12 protein-coding genes are annotated in these 17,937 nt (G+C 68.6%); 4 read left to right on the top strand and 8 right to left on the bottom strand.

Translation table 11 applies throughout. The features are described 5' to 3' along the window. Positions 1-26: 26 nt before the first annotated feature. On the bottom strand, positions 27-2,078 hold the full coding sequence (locus AC3ANJ_RS02695) for an acyl-CoA dehydrogenase family protein (protein WP_488318115.1): 2,052 nt from the start codon (positions 2,076-2,078) through the stop codon (positions 27-29). A 164-nt stretch (positions 2,079-2,242) separates the two neighbouring features. Here AC3ANJ_RS02695 and AC3ANJ_RS02690 point away from each other — a divergent pair, with 164 nt between their 5' ends. Next, entirely contained in the window at positions 2,243-2,659 is a 417-nt protein-coding gene (locus tag AC3ANJ_RS02690) for an OsmC family protein (RefSeq protein WP_488318114.1), read from the top strand. 12 nt (positions 2,660-2,671) lie between these two features. On the opposite strand, the gene AC3ANJ_RS02685 is transcribed toward AC3ANJ_RS02690, so the two are convergent. The 5 genes from AC3ANJ_RS02685 to AC3ANJ_RS02665 all read right to left on the bottom strand — a co-directional run bounded on the left by AC3ANJ_RS02685 (position 2,672) and on the right by AC3ANJ_RS02665 (position 11,687). Then, entirely contained in the window at positions 2,672-3,721 is a 1,050-nt protein-coding gene (locus AC3ANJ_RS02685) for an HTTM domain-containing protein (protein ID WP_488318113.1), read from the bottom strand. 8 nt (positions 3,722-3,729) lie between these two features. Then, the gene (locus AC3ANJ_RS02680; protein WP_488318112.1) at positions 3,730-4,554 is read right to left on the bottom strand and encodes a DUF5819 family protein; all 825 of its coding nucleotides are present in this window, start codon (positions 4,552-4,554) and stop codon (positions 3,730-3,732) included. A 73-nt stretch (positions 4,555-4,627) separates the two neighbouring features. Then, positions 4,628-8,299 (bottom strand): choice-of-anchor G family protein, encoded by a 3,672-nt coding sequence (locus AC3ANJ_RS02675; protein WP_488318111.1) that lies wholly within the window; start codon positions 8,297-8,299, stop codon positions 4,628-4,630. A gap of 308 nt (positions 8,300-8,607) precedes the next feature. Next, the gene (locus AC3ANJ_RS02670) at positions 8,608-10,389 is read right to left on the bottom strand and encodes a glycoside hydrolase family 3 protein (protein WP_488318110.1); all 1,782 of its coding nucleotides are present in this window, start codon (positions 10,387-10,389) and stop codon (positions 8,608-8,610) included. Next, complete coding sequence (locus AC3ANJ_RS02665; RefSeq protein WP_488318109.1) at positions 10,389-11,687, bottom strand: MFS transporter; 1,299 nt, start codon at positions 11,685-11,687, stop codon at positions 10,389-10,391. Before AC3ANJ_RS02665 ends, AC3ANJ_RS02670 begins: the two co-directional genes overlap by 1 nt. A 140-nt stretch (positions 11,688-11,827) precedes the next feature. On the opposite strand from AC3ANJ_RS02665, the gene AC3ANJ_RS02660 reads away from it, so the two are divergent. After that, on the top strand, positions 11,828-13,093 hold the full coding sequence (locus AC3ANJ_RS02660) for a TetR/AcrR family transcriptional regulator (protein WP_488318108.1): 1,266 nt from the start codon (positions 11,828-11,830) through the stop codon (positions 13,091-13,093). Positions 13,094-13,104: 11 nt separating this feature from the next. Here the strand turns inward: AC3ANJ_RS02660 and recQ are convergent, their stop codons facing one another. Further along, positions 13,105-15,123 (bottom strand): DNA helicase RecQ, encoded by a 2,019-nt coding sequence (gene recQ, locus AC3ANJ_RS02655; RefSeq protein ID WP_488318107.1) that lies wholly within the window; start codon positions 15,121-15,123, stop codon positions 13,105-13,107. A gap of 84 nt (positions 15,124-15,207) precedes the next feature. On the opposite strand from recQ, the gene AC3ANJ_RS02650 reads away from it, so the two are divergent. Both AC3ANJ_RS02650 and AC3ANJ_RS02645 read left to right on the top strand, forming a co-directional pair. After that, a complete protein-coding gene (locus tag AC3ANJ_RS02650) occupies positions 15,208-15,513 on the top strand; it encodes a GNAT family N-acetyltransferase (RefSeq protein WP_488318106.1) in 306 nt (101 codons plus the stop codon). Then, the gene (locus AC3ANJ_RS02645) at positions 15,510-16,418 is read left to right on the top strand and encodes a pirin family protein (RefSeq protein WP_488318105.1); all 909 of its coding nucleotides are present in this window, start codon (positions 15,510-15,512) and stop codon (positions 16,416-16,418) included. The genes AC3ANJ_RS02650 and AC3ANJ_RS02645 overlap by 4 nt, the downstream gene beginning before the upstream one ends. A 136-nt stretch (positions 16,419-16,554) precedes the next feature. On the opposite strand, the gene AC3ANJ_RS02640 is transcribed toward AC3ANJ_RS02645, so the two are convergent. Next, positions 16,555-17,802, bottom strand: a complete 1,248-nt coding sequence (locus AC3ANJ_RS02640; protein ID WP_488318104.1) for an HNH endonuclease signature motif containing protein — start codon at positions 17,800-17,802, stop codon at positions 16,555-16,557. Positions 17,803-17,937: the final 135 nt, after the last annotated feature.

Raw genomic sequence — 17,937 nt, 5'->3', positions numbered from 1 at the left:
TATGCCGCGCCTCCGACACCGCTCGCTCAGGCCTTCTTCGCCTTCAGCGCCTTCTCCGAGATGGGAGCCGCACCCGATGCCGCGAGCTCGGCATAGTAGGCGCGTGCCTCATCCTGACGCTGCTGCTCGATGCCGCTCGCGATCGGCGCGCGCAGGTGCTCCGGCTCGTAGCCGAACGCGTCGACGAGATCCAGCGCGTGCGGGCGAAGCCGGCGGCACAGCCGATCGATGTAGCTCGACACCGCGGCGGCGCGCTGCGTGGACAGGCGACCGTTGATCAGATGCCAGGCGAGGTGCTTCTCGATCAGTTGCAGTCCGAACAGATCCCGCAGCCACGTGAGCACCTGCTTCGTGTCGGCATCTTCGACGCCGCGCACGGCGTCGGTGAACGCCTCCCACTGCAGCAGCTCGCCGTGCGCGCGCGCCGCCTCGATGAGCTCGGTCTGGTTCTCGTTGAAGAGCTTCTCGCCGAGCACCTTGTCCTTGCCTGCCGGGCGCAGGCGTCCTGCGATGTCGGCGACCATCTGCTGCACCCGATCGGCGAGCAGCTCGTGCTGCTGCTCCTCGCGCAGTCCGTTCTCGACGGAGCGCGCCGTCGAGCCGAGGTCGGCGACGGCCTGGCCGAGCTGACGGAGCCCTGCACCGTGGAACACCTTGCCCGCGGTCTGCGAAGCGACGAGCTTCGCCAGCGCCGCGGCATCCTTGCCCTGGAACTGCTTGGCGTAGTCCGTCAGCAGCCGCTTGCCGACGAGCTGGAGCAGCACGTTGTTGTCGCCCTCGAAGGTGACGTAGATGTCGAGATCGGCCCGGAGTCCGACGAAGCGGTTCTCGAACATGAACCCGGCACCGCCGCATGCCTCGCGGGCCTCCTGCAGGGTGTCCAGCGCATGCCAGGTCGACAGCGGCTTGAGCGCGGCCGCCAGGGTCTCGAGATCCTCCCGGTCGTCCGGGGTGTCCGTACGGCCGGAGAACACGCCGTCGAACTTCTGCAGGAACTCGTCATGCGCGAAGATCTGCGCGTATGTGGTCGCCAGCCGAGGGAGCAGTCGGCGCTGGTGCTTGCCGTAGTCGAGCAGTACGACCTCCTGTCCGTCGGCACCGTCGAACTGGCGGCGCTGCGTCGCGTACGTGATCGCGATCTTCAGCGCCAGGGCGGATGCCCACGACGCCGCACCGTCGAGAGACACACGCCCCTGCACCAGCGTGCCCAGCATCGTGAAGAAGCGCCGACCGGGGCTGTCGATCGAGCTGGTGTACGTGCCGTCCGCGGCGACATCACCGTACTTGTTCAGGAGGTTCGTGCGGGGCACGCGCACGTGGTCGAAGCTGAGTCGCCCGTTGTCGATGCCGTTCAGGCCGCCCTTGAGGCCGTCGTCCTCGCGGCCGATCCCGGGGAGGTCCTCGCCGTCCTCACCGCGCAGCGGGACATAGAAGCAGTGCACGCCGTGGTTCACGCCGTCGGTGATGAGCTGGGCGAACACCGTGGCAGCGATGCCGTGCAGAGCCGCATTGCCGAGGTACTCCTTGGTCGCTCCGCGGAACGGCGTGTGGATCACGAACTCCTCGGTCGCCGGGTCGTACGTCGCCGTGGTCCCGACGGCGGCGACGTCCGAGCCGTGTCCGATCTCGGTCATCGCGAATGCGCCGGGGATCGAGAGGTCCATGACGCCGGGGAGCCACTTCTCGTGGTGCTCTGCGGTGCCCAGCTGCAGGATGGCCGATCCGAACAGCCCCCACTGCACGCCGGATTTGATCTGCAGGCTGGGGTCGGCCGCGACGAGCTCCTCGAAGCCGGCGATGTTGGCGCCGTTGTTCTCCTCGCCGCCGAAGCGCTTCGGGAACGCGCGGTGGACGGCACGGTTCTCGACGAGCAGGTGCAACTGGCTGAGCACGCGCTCGCGGTGCTCGTCCTTGCCCAGTTCGTCCTTGCGCCAGAACGCCGAGTCCTTGATCATCTCGCGCGCCTGGCGACGCACGTCGGCCCACGTGCCGAGCAGCATGTCGTTCACGCGCTCGACGTCGATGCGGGGTGTGCTCTCGGCGGCGGTGGCCTGGGGGCGGACGGCAGCGTCGACCATTGGTGTTCCTCTCAGAGGGAATCAGGATTGCTTCGATGGTAGGACTCCTCCAACGGGGAGGAAAGCGCGGTGTGGCTATCCGCCAAACACTCCCCGGGGCGGGGTCGCGCTGACTTGTCCGTTCCCCACATTCGCCCTGCTCACGACGGGCTTACGGTGGACTCATGCACGCGACTTACCGGACCGCAGCCGTCAATCGCACGGGCGCCGACGGCGTCAGCTCCGTCCCCGGCGGCCTGTCCGTTTCCGTCGCTTCACCTCTCGGCAACGATCCGGATGCCGCGGCCACCAACCCCGAACAGCTGCTGGCTCTCGCGTGGGCGACCTGCCTGAACGGCACGGCGCAGGTCATCGTCGCCGGCGCACGCCGGACGGCGGTGCGCGTCGAGGTCGCGCTGCGCCCCGTCATCCCTGGACCGGGGTACGAATTCCACGTCGACGCCCACCTCTCGGTCGAGGGAGCCTCACCGAGCGAGAGCCGGGAGATCCTGGATGCCGCGCATGCACGCTGCCCGGTGTCCAAGCTGCTGCGCGATGCTGCCACGGTGCATGTGCACACGGAGGAGTACGCACCCGACTGACCGCCGCGGCCGTCAGCTCAGCGCAGCCTGTGGCGGTGGAGCCGCCTTCGCGGCTTCCCACCGTCTGACGACGCCGGCGCTCAGCCGCTTCCAGGTGCGGTCCCGGATGAAGATCGAGTCGATCGCGATCATGGTCAGCGAGAACCACGGCAGACCCATGAGCACGGCGATGCCGATGTGGAACGACAGGATGCCGATGAGGCCGATCAGGCGGGTCGGACGGGTCAGCAGCATCAGAGGGAAGGCCACCTGGAGCAGGATCGATCCCCACGTGGCTGCGACGACCATCGGGCCCCATGTCGTCACGAGATCGCTCAACACCGGCCAGGTGCCGAAGCGCGCCGTATGCAGCGGGTCGTAGACGGCCCAGCCCTTCGCCCACGGGTCTCCGCCGGCCTTGTAGAGAGCGCCGGATGCGTAGACGAAGCACACCTGCGCCGTGAGCGCGACGAGAGCGAGGTTGTGCAGCATCGTGCCGATCAGCGCCGGCTGGCTACCCGGAGCGAACCACTCGCCCTTCTTCGCCCGCCGTCGGGCGTCGATCGACCACCGAGCGGCCGGATCGGCGAAGAACAGCATCACGAGCGCGATGCGGAACATGTTGTCGCCCTGGTCGCCGACCATGTCGTTGGCCTCGATGAAGCCGACCCACATGCAGAAGAACAGCGGCAGCACGATGCGGAAGCGCCAGCCGATCGTGAACAGCACCGCGAGACCGACCAGCAGCAGATAGAGGACCGTGTACAGCGTGGCGTTGCCCATCGCGGCGTGGAAAGCGCTGAAGACCCAGATCTTCGGGAAGTCACTGACCGGCTGGGCGAGCTCGCCGTTCCAGGCCGAACCGGGGCCGAACGTATACAGCCGCGTGCTGAAGTTGGAAATCAGCAGCCCGAGCGCAGTGATGCCGAACAGGATGCGGGTCACCGCGAGGCCGTACAACGCCTTCTTGCCGTTGAAGAGCCAATCATCCACGAATGCGGAGATCCGGTCGATGGCGGTGATCACCATCGCCCAGAACCCCGAGATCATCGATCCGGCGAACGTCAGCACACGAGTGGGCATGGACGCGCTCATTTCTGCGTGCTCTCGAACTGGTGGCGGAAGACATCGCCGAAGTCGTCCCGGCTCTGCCCCTCTTCCTCGACCGGACCTCGCCATCCGGTGGTCGAGAAGGTCGGATCCGGCCGTTGCGCGCCCGCATCATTGCGCTCTGCGTAGGGGACGACGTTCTGGCGGCTGACGCGGTACTGCACGCGCACGACGTCGTCGCCCCAGATCGCGTAGGCGACCTGCGTCGCATAGGCGGTCGCGAGATGCTCCTCGCGCATGTAGGCCTCGGTCGATGCGCCTTCATCGAGTTCCTCGAAGGAGCGCACCATCCACTCCTCCCAGTCCTCGGCGGCGAAATCGAGGGCGGCGACGGCCTGCTGCTTCTCGTCGAGCTTGTTGTAGGCGTTCATCTGTCCGCTGGCGACCTCGCTGGACTGGATACCGGCGCGCGGGGGGAAGAGGTTGTACCGGATCATCGACAACTCGACATCCGTCGCGCTCACCCAGCCGGTCTCGATCTCCTCGCCGTCCTTATCGATCACGGCGCGCACGTTGAAGTGGTAGTCGCCGTTGATCGGCTCCGGTGCGAACACACTCCACGACTGCCCGAAGAGCGGGAGCATGTAGCCGGAGAGCACTGCCTGGGAGGGGATCTCGCGCAGCGCGGAGTAAGGCGCTATCCACAGGAACGAGGCGAAGATGTGCCACAGCGTCAGCAGGCACGCGGCGAAGGCGATCAGTCTCACCCACCATGTCGGGCGCGGTCGCGGTGCTGGCGCTGCGATGGCATCCGCCGTCGCCTGCGCTTCCCGCGCATCGTGTGACTCATCGATCTTCGTGCTCATGCCTCATCCATTTCACCACTGAAGGTCGGGGCCGTCCACAGGACGACCCCGACCTTGACAGTGTGTCGTGCTCTTACTCTGCCGCAGCGACCGCTCGCCGAGACCGGGCGACCAGTGCCGTGCCGAGACCGAGCATCAGGAGCAGGGCTCCGAGCGCGATCCAGCCGAACGGGACGTCCGATCCGGTGCCGGCAAGACCACCCGGGTTGGCGTCAGCCGAACCGCTCGCCGCTGCATTGGCGTTGGCGTTGGCCGAAGCGGTTGCCGCGGTGTTCGCCGAAGCCGTCGCAGTCGCCGTGGCTGCCGCTGCCGGGTCGGCAGTCGCTGCTGCCGAGGCGTCCGCCGCGGCGTTGGCCGAAGCCGATGCCGAGGAGTTCGCCGTGGAAGCCGCCGAAGCCGCTGCTGCCGCGTCCGCGTCAGCCGTGGCTGCCGCCGAGGTGTCCGCAGCCGCACTCGCCGAGTTGTCCGCCTGCGCCGATGCCTGAGCGGCGACAGCCGCCGCCGCGTTGGCTTCGGAGGTCGCGTCGACCGAGGCATCAGCCGTGACGTCGGCCGTCGCAGCGGCAGCCGCAGCTGCTTCCGCGTTCGGGTCCGCCGCAGCATCCGCAGCCGTGGATGCGTCAGCCAGAGCAGCCGCAACCGCAGCAGCCTGCGCGGCGGCGGCGTTATCGGCATCCGCCTGAGCCGAAGCCGCAGCCGACGCCGTGGCGTTGGTGTTGACCTCAGCCGCAGCAGACGGATCGGCGTCAGCGTCAGCAGTCGCCGTCGCGGTCGTCGAGCCGACGGCGTCAGCCGCAGCCGTTGCCGACGCGTCGTTCGACGAGGTGGCCGTCGCAGCGACCGCAGCAGCGGCAGCCGTGTCGGCCTCCGCAGCAGCGGTGGCGTCAGCGGTCGTGCTCGCCGAGTTGTCCGCCTGAGCCGCGGCCTGAGCGGCTACAGCCGCCGAAGCGTTGGCGTCGGTGGTCGCGTCAGCCGAAGCAGCGCTGGTCGCGGTCGCCGTCGCAGCGGATGCCGCAGCAGCCTCCGCGTCGGGCGTCGCAGCAGCATCGGCAGCCGTGGAGGCGTCGGCCAGAGCAGCCGCAACCGCAGCAGCCTGTGCAGCGGCGTCGTTGTCGGCGTCCGCCTGAGCGGATGCCGCCGCCGAAGCCGTGGCGTTGGTGTTGACCTCGGCCGCAGCAGCCGGATCGGCGTCCGCGTCGGCGTCTGCCGTGGCAGCCACCGATGCATCGGTGGACGAGTTGGCGATCGCCGCGGCTTCAGACGCCGATGATGCATTGCCGTTCACCGCAGCGGAGCCTTCGGCCGCCGTGTCGGATGACGCGTCGGCCAGAGCAGCAGCCTGAGCGGCTACAGCGGCGTTGGCGTTGGCCGCCGAGGTGGCGTCGGACGTCGCCGTCGCGGACGACGTCGCCGTGGCCGCCGCAGAAGCCGCGGCCTGAGCCGTGGAGTCCGCCGCTGCCGTTGCCTCCGCTGTGGCGTCGGCATACGCCGCCGCCTGCGCCGCGACGTCTGCGACTGCATCCGTCGTGGCATCCGCGTTCGCGGAAGCGGATGCCGAGGCGGCCGCATTCGCGTTCGTGGAAGCCTCGGAGGAAGCGTCCGTCGAGGAATCAGCCGTTGCTGCTGCCTGAGCCGCGACCGCGGAGTTGGAATCCGCCGTGGCTGTTGCCGCTGCCTCGACGTCGTCAGAGGCATCCGCCTGCGCCGCGGCCTGAGCAGCAACCGCAGCCTGAGCGTTGACGTCCGTCGTCGAGTCAGCCGAAGCGGCCGTCGAAGCGTCGGTGGTCGCCGCTGCTTCTGCAGCCGCGGTCGCGTCGGCGTTCGCCGCCGCCGTCGCCGCGGAGGTCGCGTCAGCCAGTGCCGCAGCCTCAGCCGCCGCCTGTGCGGACGGGTCGCCGTCAGCTGTCGCGTCCGCCGACGCGGATGCCGAAGCCGCCGCGTTGGTGTTCACATCGCCCGGGTCGGCGGCCGTGACCTCGACCGTGTCCTCTGCCGTCACATCGCCGGCGGTGCCGGTGATGGTGAAGCCGGTGCCCGGCTCGGTATCGGCGGGAACGGGGTACGTCGTTGTGAACGCACCGTTCGCGTCGGTGTCGACCGTGATCGGTTCGCCGACCGGCGCACCGGTCGGATCCGTCAGCTGCAGCGTGACCGTAGTGCTGGCGGGCCAGTCGGCACCGGTGACGGCGAGGTTGCCGCCGGCCGGGACAGTCGAGGCCGCATCGATGGTTGCAACTGCAGCAGCGGACGCGCGCACCGTCGAAGAACCGAGGTCGAGGTTCAGTGCACCGAGGCCGGGCAGCAGCTCCAGGCTGAGCGCGTTCACCGTGAACGACTCCGCGCCCAGAACACCAGGCTGCTCCTGCTCGTTGATCGTGATCTCCACGATCTGGTTCAGAGCGCCGAGCAGCGGGTCGAGGCCGGCGAGCACCGGGTCGACCAGGTCGGTCAGCGTGTCGGCCAGCGCCGGCCCGACTCCCGTGATCACTCCCGATACAGCGGTACCCAGTACATCGACGAGTGCGAGCGCGAGCGGCTCGACCAGCCCGTCGAGAAGGTCTGCCAGCGACAGTCCGACCAGACCGAGCAGCACATCCAGCAGACCTGCGTCGGCGTCGAGGTCGACCGTCGGCGGAGTGGGGTCGGTTCCCGCGAGCTGGCCCAGGGTCGCGTCGACGGTGATGACCGCATCCACCGAGGTCAGAAGTGCTGACAGCTCGGCATCCAGGGTCAGCGTCACCGACGTGCTGTTGAGGAGCGTCGTCACAGCGGCAGTCGCCTTGGTGCTCAGCGTTCCGAGCGCCTCGGAGACCGCCGTGGTGATGGCGCTGATCGTGGCGTCATCGAGGAGCAGCGTGTTCGGGTCGAGACCGTTCAAACCGTCCGCTCCCGCGACCTGCGCGAGGTCGATCGCCACCGTGCCGTCAGCGAGGCTGATCGAGACGATGCCGTTCGGGTCGACGAGCGGCTCCGTGATGAGCGTGTTCGCCAAACCGGTCAGGGCGGCGTCGAGGCCGTTGACGCCGATCGTGCCCGTGGACACGGCGACGCCGATGCCGAGGACGCTCAGGTCGAGATCGAGGTTGCCCAGCAGGGTGCCGACGACGCCGTCACTCGCCAGTGCGGCGTCGATGGTTGCACCCACGCCCTGGACGGCGCCCGTGACGGTCGTCTCCAAGCCTGCGACGAGCGGGCTCGAGACCTCGAACCCGAGATCCGTGAGGACGTACTCCGAGTCGTAGGCCACGTCGGTGGTGCCGGTGCCCGTTGCGGTCGACGCCAGCGCGCCGACCTCGAGACCGAGGTTGTCGACGACCTGGTCCGTGATGCCGTCGATTCCGAGCTGCGCGAGCAGGTCGGTGAGGTTCACGGTCGCGTTCTCGAACGCGGCCGGGTTGTCCGGGTCGATTGCGATCGCTCCGTCGGCGCCGATGACACCCGAGCTCGCGGTCGAAGATGTGGCGGCCGGCGATGCGGCGAACGAACTCAGCGTGCCGAAGTCGCCCAGGTCGAGAAGACCTGCGCCACCCGGACCCGAGATCAGGGGCAGCTGAAGGCCACCTCCGAGGTCGACGGTCAGCGCACCCAGAAGGCTGACGTCGAGCGGGGTCACCTCCGGGCCCACGTCACTCGGATTGCCGCTGATCGCCTGGGAGACGTCGAGGATGTCTCCGCCCAGAAGCTCGGTGCGGATCACCTGCCCCAGCGACTCGGAATCATCGGTCGGAAGCGCATGGGCCGCCATGGGCGCCAATCCGCCTCCAAGGACGACTGCCGCGGCTGTGATGCCGGCAAGCCCTCCCGCGACTCTGCGCTTGCGCAGAGCTATCCCCTTGCTATTCATTCAGTGCCCTCCCGTGATGCGGACGATGCCGCGCCACAAGACCCTCCCCAGGCGTCGACCCCTCGTCGACAGAGCTCGTGTACCGGTCAGTATTGCGGTATACCGGCCCACTGTCCAGCGAACACACAGAAAACACTTCTCCGCGGCAGGAACGACGAGGGCGCATCCGCGGAAGTCCGCGGATACGCCCTCTGCGAAGTATCGGATTGTTACAGTTCGAGACCGTGCCCGAAGCGGAACAGGGGGTCGGCCGTATCGAACGGGACGTCGGGCCGCGAGGCCTCGACGGCTGCCATCGACCGCGGCAGGTCAAAGGGCAGGCGCCCCTTCGGCGCCGCCGCACCCGTGAGCACATCCAGCAGAGCCTCGGCCGACGCGCCCCAGTTCACCGTCACGGATGCCGCGGCATCCGTGATCTCGGTCAGGATCGCCGGGCGGTCGACGAGTACGTCGACGACCGTCGGCACGGATGCCGCGACCGACCGCACGTGTTCGATCACATCAGCGGCGAAGGCGAGCGACCCTGCGTGGAAGAAGTTCTCGAACGCCGTCGCCCGCTGCTCGTACGGAGCCTGCAGCCGCAGCACGGCGATGTCGGCCTCGGTCGGAGTCTCCACGACCTCGCCGAAGGATGCCGCGACTTCCAGCGCGATTCCTTCTACGTAGAGCTTCACGCCGCGGGCGAACGGAAGCGCCCCCTCGTTCGTCAGCACCGTGACCGAGGCGCGCTGAGCCGCCTCCCCCGCGGCACGGAAGTCGGCACGGCCCACGATGCCGTCCGCGGCGTCCTCGTCCACGAAAGGGTTCTCGAACAGTCCGAGCTCGAACTTCTCGCGCAGGATCCGGCGAGCGGATGCATCCAGGCGCTCCTCGGCGATCGTGCCGTCAGCGACGAGCTCGAGCAGCAGCTCCGGACAGGCCTCGCCTCCGAACTGGTCGGCTCCGGCATCCAGCACCTTGGCGACGCGCTCCTTCGGAGTCAGCTCCTCCACGCCCCACGCGCGCGCCGGGTGGTGGTCGCCGAAGATCTCGGCATCGGTGATCAGGCCCCAGTCGGTGCAGACCAGACCGTCGAATCCGAAGCGCTCGCGCAGCAGCCCCGTGATGACGGACTTGTTGAACCCGAATCCGACCTCCTCGTATTCGGTGCCCACCGGCATCCCGTAGTACGGCATGATCTGCCGCGTGCCTGCCTCGAAGGCCGCCTCGAACGGCTTCGGGTGCAGCTCGAACTGCCCGCCGGGATAGACCTGTTCGCGGCCGTACGCGAAGTGCGGGTCCTCGCCGTCCTGCTGCGGGCCGCCGCCGGGGAAGTGCTTCGTCATGGTCGACACCGAACCAGGGCCGAACGATTCGCCCTGGAAGCCACGGATGTACGCGGCGCCGAGGCGCCCCGCCAGCTCCGCGTCCTCGCCGAACGTCGCGGTCTGCCGCGCCCAGCGAGGCTCGGTGGCGAGATCGACCTGCGGGTGCAGCGCGACGCGCAGCCCGACCGCGGTGTACTCCTGACGCGCGATGTCGCCGAAGCGCTCGACGAGCGCCTCGTCGCGGATCGCCGCGAGACCGAGGGTCTCCGGCCACTGCGAGAACGGACCCGCCATGATCGCGGCACCGGGGTTGTCGCTGAACGAGTGCCGCGGATCGGTCGACAGCGTCACAGGGATGCCGAGGCGAGTGGATGCCGCGAGGCGCTGGATCTCGTTCTGCCACGCGGCGATCTCGCGCCCGGTGGGCGCCGCGCCGAGCAGGTTGAAGTGCGTCATGTGGCGCGCCTCGACGAACTCCCGTGCCGACGGCAGGCCGAACGCGGGGTTCGCCTCATCGACGTCGGCGATCGCGATCATGGTGTGGAAGAACATGCCCGCTTTCTCCTCGACCGTCATCGCATCCAGCAGCAGCTGAACGCGGTCTTCCACCGCGAGCGAGGCATCCAGCCAGGGGCGGTCGTTCACAGCATCCGCCTGGCTCTGCTGGTTCATGACATCCGTCATCACTTGACTCCCTTGATCCGGTAGACGAGCACGGCACCGGCCAGCGCGACGAGAGCGCCGAAGAGGTACCAGGTGGTGTAGCCGCCGAGCGGCGTCGCAGCACCGATCGCGATGATCGTGGGTGCGATCGCGGGAGCGATCGACTGCGGCAGCGCATTCGCCATGTTCAGGACGCCCAGGTCCTTGGCTGTGTCCTCGGGGTTCGGCAGCACCTGGGTCGCCAGGGCGAGGTCCACCGAGAGGAACGATCCGGCGCCGAAGCCGATGATGGCCTGGGCGACGATCACGACGGCGATGCTCGGCGCGATCGCCAGCAGCACGAGGCCGAACACCATCACGACGCCGGCGATGGCGACGAACGGACGGCGCTTGCCGAACTTGTCCGACAGGATGCCGGCGATGGGCGAGGAGAACACCATGGCGAGCGTGGAGGCGATGTTCGCGAACAGGATCGTCGTGACCGCCTCCTGCTCCCCCAGCGCGAACTTGGCCTGCAGGAAGTACGGCAGGTAGGTCGCGATGCCGGCGTATCCGAACATGACGAAGAACTTGGTGAGCCAGGTCCAGCCGAAGTCGGGGTTCTTGCGCGGGTTGAAGACGAACGAGCCGAAGAACATCCCGATCGTGAACTTCTCGGCCGGCTTGTGCTCCAGTCGACGGTCCTTCAGGACCAGCACGAAGACCACGGCCAGGACGGTGGCGATCGCCCCCGGCACGACGAACCGCTCGAAGTCACCGGGCAGGAAGTTGACGATGAAGCTGCCGGCGAGGATGCCGAGGGGTGTCGCGATGCCGACGACACCGGAGACCTTGCCGCGGCTGGCGACCGGCGACTGGTCGGGGATGGTCGCGTTCGCTGCGGCCAGGACGGCGTTCATGGAGCCCTGCACGAGGCACCAGGCCAGCAGGACCACCCAGACCGACGTCGCCGCGCCGATGATCGCGAAGCCGCCGAGCCCGACGATCGCGCCGCCGAGGATCCACGGGCGGCGCATGCCCCACCGCGACGTCGTGCGGTCGGAGAGCCGGCCGACGAGCGGGTTGCAGATCAGGGCGAAGAAGGCTCCGACGCCGAGGACGAGTCCGAGATTGGCGTCGGCGTTCGCGGCATCCAGATGCTGGATCTTGAATGCCATGGCGACCATGACCGGCGTCAGCAGGGACAGGTACACGCCGAAGTTCACGCCGGCGAGTGCGGGCGTATAGCCGCGCGGGGTCTTCTGCGGGGTGGTTCCCGGCGCCTTGAAACCGGTCGTGCCGACGGCCGCGACGTTCGCGGCGGATGACATCTCTGTCATGGGAAGGGGTCCTCTCGGGTGTGCCGCTTGTCCTCTGCGACGCGGCTGCATTCAGAAGAATACATGAAACCCGACCGTGTGGTAACTCAAATACGTCTGCGTGGTAACTCGAGGTCGTTAGGATGACGGAGGAGGACCGGATGATCGTTGCCGTACCACGGGCTCGCAAGGCGAGCACCGAGCAGACGCGCGCGCGCATCGTTCACGCCGCACGCGAGATGTTCATCGCCTACGGCTACCGCTCGACATCGCTACGCGGCATCGCGGTGACCGCCGGCGTCAGTCATCCAGGGGTGCTCAAGCATTTCGCGACCAAGGATGAGCTCCTCGCCACGGTGGTCGAGAGCCTGGAGGACGCGAACGCCGAGGTGTACGAGGAGGTCGTCGCCGCCGGAGAGCCGGGCGCGCTTCCGTTCATCGAGATCGCCAAGCGCAATGAGCGCACGCGCGGGTACCTCGCCCTGTATGCCGCGCTGATGGGCGAGGCGTCGACGCCGTCGCACCCCGCGCACGACGCCATGCGCGAGCGCTACGCCCGCATCACCGCGATGACCGGCGAGGCGATGGAGGATGCCGTGCTGCAGGGCACCGTCTCCGATGATCGCGACCCGTTGGGCGAAGCCGTGCGGATGACGGCGGCCTGGGATGGATTGCAGCTGCTCGAGCAGTATCTGCCCGAGCGCGTCGACGTCGTGTCGATGCTCGAGGAGCGCGAGGCGATGTGGGCGCTGCCGGTGGGCTGGCGCTCACCCGAGGAATCGCCGCCCGGCGCCGAGACGGCGTTCCGCCCGCTTGCGGCGTTCTTCCCGGCGGAGGACGAATCCGGATACGCGTCCGGTCGTATCAAGCGCGCCAAGATCGTCACGGATGCGATGGCGCTGTTCGCAGCCGAGGGCTACGGCGACACGAGCCTGCGTGAGATCGCGGAGAAGGTCGGCGTCTCCAAGTCGTCGCTCATGCACCACTATCCGACGAAAGAGGCGCTGCTCGGGGCCGTGCTCGCCGAACGCGACCGGACGATCCAGTCGCGCCCTTCCTATGCGCCGGCGGCCACCGCGGCGGCGGAGCTGCGGGCGATGCCGGAAGGCGCCGCCGACAACGCGAAGACGGCGCCTGGCCTGATCGAGGTGTATGCCGTGCTGTCGTGCGAAGCCGTGCCGGCATCCCATCCTGCGCACGAGTACTTCCGCGATCGGTTCACGCGCACGATCGACCAGTTCGCCGAGCTGTTCCGCGCCGCGCAGGCCGAGGGCGCGCTCCCCGCGCATCGCGACCCCGAGCACGAGGCGATCTGGCTGGTCGCACTGTGGGACGGCCTGCAGTACCAGTGGCTGTACGACCGGAACGCCATCGACGTCGCCGAGCATCTGGCGGCGCACCTGGAGGACGTGCTACCGAGGGCGTGAGCCGCGGCCGATCACGCCGCTGCGATCACCGCGAGCACGGCATCGCCGTACGCCTCGCGCTTCTTCGCACCGATGCCGGTGATCCCGTCGAGATCGGTCAGCGTCGCCGGGCGGCGCTCGGCGAGCGCACGCAGCGTCGTATCGCCGAAGACGATGTAAGCGGGCACGCCCTGCTCGCGCGCCGCCTCGGCCCGCCACGTCCGCAGAGCTTCGAAGAGTCCCTGATCGCCTTCCGCGACGGATGCCGCCGCCGCGGACTTGCGCACTCTGGCGGTGCTCACCCGACCGATCGTGTCCTTGCGCAGCGGCACGGGCATCTCGCCCTTCAGGACGCCAGCCGCGGCATCCCCCGGCGCGAGCGTGCCGTAGTCGCCCTGCGCGACGAGGATGCCACGGGCGAGCAGCTGACGCACGACGCTTCGCCAGTCCTGATCGGACAGGTCTGCGCCGATGCCGTACGTGGCGAGCTGATCGTGCCCGAACTTGCGGATGCGGTCGTTCGACGCCCCGCGGAGGATGTCGATGAGGTGGCCGGCGCCGAACGCCTGATTGCGCTCGCGCTTGAGGCGCACCACCGTCGACAGCAGCTTCTGCGCGGGGATCAGCCCGTCGAAGGTCTCTGGATGCTCGAGGCAGGTGTCGCAGTTGCCGCACGGCTGCGAATCCTGCCCGAAGTAGCCGAGCAGGTTCTGCCGACGGCATTCGACGGTCTCGCAGAGAGCGAGCATGGCGTCGAGGTGCTGCCCCAGCCGCATCTTGAAGGTGCGGTCGCCTGGGCTCTGGTCGATCATCCGCCGCTGCTGCACGACGTCGCCCAGCCCGTACGCCATCCATGCGATCGAGGGCTCGCCATCGCGCCCTGCGCGACCGGTCTCCTGGTAGTAGCCCTCGACCGACTTGGGCAGGTCGATGTGCGCGACGAAGCGGACGTCCGGCTTGTCGATGCCCATGCCGAACGCGATGGTGGCGACCATGACGACGCCGTCTTCACGCAGGAATCGCGCCTGGTTCGCCGCGCGCACCTCAGCCGGGAGACCCGCGTGATAGGGCAGCGCGTCGAAGCCCTGCGCGGCGAGATGGTCCGCGGTCTGCTCGACAGACTTCCGGCTGAGCGCGTAGACGATACCCGCGGCTCCGGGATCCATCGAGCGGATGAACGCCACCAGCTGCTTGCGCGGTTCGACCTTCGGAACGATCCGGTACTGGATGTTGGGGCGATCGAAGCTCGCCACGAAGTGCTCGGCGCGGCCGAGGTCGAGCCGAGCGGTGATCTCCTTGTGCGTGGCGTGCGTCGCCGTGGCCGTGAGTGCCATCCGAGGAACGCCCGGGAAGCGCTCGCCCAGATCGCCGAGCGCGAGATAGTCGGGGCGGAAGTCGTGACCCCACTGCGACACGCAATGGGCCTCGTCGATCGCGATCACGCTGAGCGTTCCGCGTTGCAGCAGCGCCGTCGTCGCAGGACTCGAGAGCCGCTCGGGGGCGACGTAGATGAGATCCAGTTGCCCGGTCACATAGTCGCGCTCCACCTGCGCGCGCTCGCTCGGCGACTGGGTCGAGTTCAGGTACGCGGCCCGCACCCCGTTGGCGCGGAGTGCGTCGACCTGGTCGTGCATGAGCGCGATCAACGGGCTGATCACGAGCCCTGTGCCCTCGCGCACGAGAGCCGGCACCTGGTAGGTGACCGACTTGCCTCCACCCGTCGGCATGAGCACGACGGCGTCGCCGCCGGAGATCACCTGCTCGACGATCGCCGCCTGATCGCCGCGGAACTCGTCGTACCCGAAGACGGTGTGCAGCGCCTCGAGCGCGGTCGGGTAGCGCGACGGCGTGACCGCAGGTGCGGATGCCGCGGGCGCGGATGCCGCGGGCGCAGCGCCGACCGGCGTCGACGGCCCAGGGCCCCAGTCCAGCGGCGGCTCCCAGCCGTCGGCCTGCGGCTCCCAGTCCATGGGCTCGGGCGGGTACGCATTGTCCCAGGGCTCGTCTGCGTAGGGCAGGTCCTCGTACGGGTCACGGGGAGTCTGCGGCATCCCTCCAGCGTAACCGGCCGGACCGACACCCGCCCGAGTCCTCCACAGGCGTCCTAGTGTGGAGGCAGACGTGAAGGAGCAGCCATGACCGAAGACATCACCGTCACCCGCAACGATGAGGCCTCCCGTTACGAGGTCCGCCTCGGGGACACGCTCGCCGGATTCGCCGATTTCGAGCGCCGCCCCGGCGAGATCCGCTTCACGCACACCGAGGTCGACCCGGCTTTCCAGGGCCGAGGCCTCGCCGGTGCGCTCGCGGCCGATGCGCTGGCGGACGCCGCGGCATCCGGCGACACGATCGCGCCGTACTGCCCGTACATCGCCTCCTACCTCAAGAAGCACGACGTCGAGGGTGCCGAGATCCGCTGGCCGCAGGTTCCGGGCGAATGATCGGCCAGCGCAGCATCCCGCTCGAGCCGCGTGAGGTGCCGCTCGGCGGCGTCCGGGCGATGAACGTGCTGCGGACGCTGCCGAACAAGGATCTGCCGACGGTGGGCGCGTGGTGCTTCCTCGACCGGTTCGGGCCGGGGCCGGTGCGCATGCGCGTCGAACCCCACCCGCACATCGGCCTGCAGACCGTGACGTGGCCGCTCGTCGGAGACATGCGGCACCGCGACTCGGTCGACAGCGACGTGACGCTGCGCCGAGGCCAGCTCAACCTCATGACCGCCGGAAACGGCATCTCGCACTCCGAGTACTCGCTCGGCGAGGATCCCATCGCGCTCGATGCGCTGCAGCTCTGGGTGGTTCTGCCCGAGTCGGCCCGCCTCGGATCAGGCGGTTTCGAGCAGCACACGTCGCTTCCGACCGTTGCTCTGGGTCAGGATGCCGAGGCCACCGTGGTGCTCGGTGAGTTCGCCGGCGTCCGCTCCCCCGCGACCGTGCACACGCCCATCGTGGGCGCCGAGATCGCGGTGCCGGCCGGCAGCACGGTCGAGCTGCCGCTGAATCGGGTCTGGGAGCATGCCGTCGTGCTGGTCGAAGGAGACGCGGCCGTCGAAGGTGTCGTCTTCGAGCGCAACCTGATGCTCTATCTCGGCGACTCTCGGGATTCGGTGTCGGTGACGAGCGAGTCGGGGGCTCTGCTTTTCCTCCTCGGCGGGGAGCCGTTCGAAGAGGACCTGGTGATGTGGTGGAACTTCGCCGCGCGCACGCACGAGGAGATCGCTGATGCTCGCGACGATTGGGAAGCGGGCTCGTCACGGTTCGGGCATGTCGTCACCCACGGCGACGAGAGGATTCCGGCGCCCGAGTTGCCGCACGTGCGCCTGATGCCGCGTCGCCGGCGGATCTGACGCCAGCGGCGGACCTCAGCGGCCTGACGCGTTTCGATCTCCACCCCGGCTCCGCAGACCACTTCGCGTCCCGCGGAGCCTCCGCGCGCGGCCGGAGCCGCTCGCTCAACGAACGAAGGGGCGAGGGCGCTGATGTTCAGACGAACATCACGCGTGGTGGTGGTTCGTCGATGTAGGTGCGTCCCATCGGGCTCGTCCAGGCGATGACGCCGTCGGGGAGCTGAGTGACCGACCATCGGTGTCGGTCGAGCAGGTCGGGGTGCTTCAGGGTGTGGTGGTTGACGCAGAAGCAGCTCAGGTTGCACAGTTCGGTGGCCCCGCCTTTGGCGTGGTCATGGTTGTGGTCGATCTGGCATCGTCGCGCGGCGCGCTGGCAGCCGGGGAACCGGCAGCGTTGGTCGCGGGCGCGGAGGTAGCGTTTCATCGATGCGGATGGGGTGTACGTGTCGGTGATGGTGAGCATTCCGGCCGGGTCGAGAAACAGGCGTGTCCACTGCGGGGCGCGTGCGGCGAGGGGGCCGACGTGTTCGGGGAGCATCGGCCCGAATCCGTCGAGGTGGGCCATCTTGTCGTCGTCGCCGGCGAGGGTGGTGGCGGCGATCGTGACCTGGATGGTTGCGCGGATCGCTTCGGCCGGGGTGCCGGTGGCGCTGCCGAGTTCGCTCGCGAGGAGCAGTTCGAGCATGACGTCGGCGCGGATCTGGTCGAGGGTGCGGTCGTCGTTCTCGGCCGGCCCGATCGTGGGGCGTTGGGCGATAATCTGCGTGGCGGTCTCGGTCGCGCGGTCGTAGGCGGCCTGGATGAGGTACTCCGGGCCGGAGAGCACGAGCTGGGAGATGCCGTCGTCGAGCGGATAGGTGCGGGCCTGCCGGGATGACAGCGCCTGCCGGTACCGTTCGGCGACCGTGGTCGGCGCGATGGACGCGGCGATCGCCTTCACCATGATCAGGGTGCGGCCAGGGCTCTCGGAGACCGCGACCTCGAGCGCCCGCCCCTGATACTCGGTCAACTCGGCATCGGAGCGTGCGGACAACGCCGACGCGCCGGTGATGATCGCGTCGGCGTGACGGGAGGTGATCGCCCCGTCGCGCAGCGCCCGCCAGACCAGGGGGAACTCGCGGGCGAGAGTGTGGGAGCGGTGCAGCAGGGCGCTCGCCGTCCCGGTGGAGAGGTGCGAGACCGCGGCGAGTTCGGCCACCAGCGACCGCACTGAGATCTCGTGATGCGCAGACCCGAACGGGTCCTCGTCGAGCAGAATGTCGAATCGCTCGGCGAGCAGGCGCGCCCGCTCGGCCTCCAACGACGCGATCTGCGCGTTCACGGACTCGAAGGATTCCAGCATCGCGTCCTCGCGTGCTGTTCGATCCTCGGTGATGAATGCCATGCTTCAGTTTAGAACATAACTACGAGATAAGGCAAGGGACCGGGCTGGGTTTTCTCGAACAGATCTGAGAAGCTCGGCGCGTTTCGACTCGGGCGGCTCCGCCGTCCTCGCTCAACGAACGAGGACAACGAACGA

It is taken from the genome of Microbacterium sp. STRO-1N, assembly GCF_057748015.1.
The sequence above is the reverse complement of the archived record's forward strand: the minus strand, read 5'-3'. Positions and strand labels throughout refer to the sequence as shown.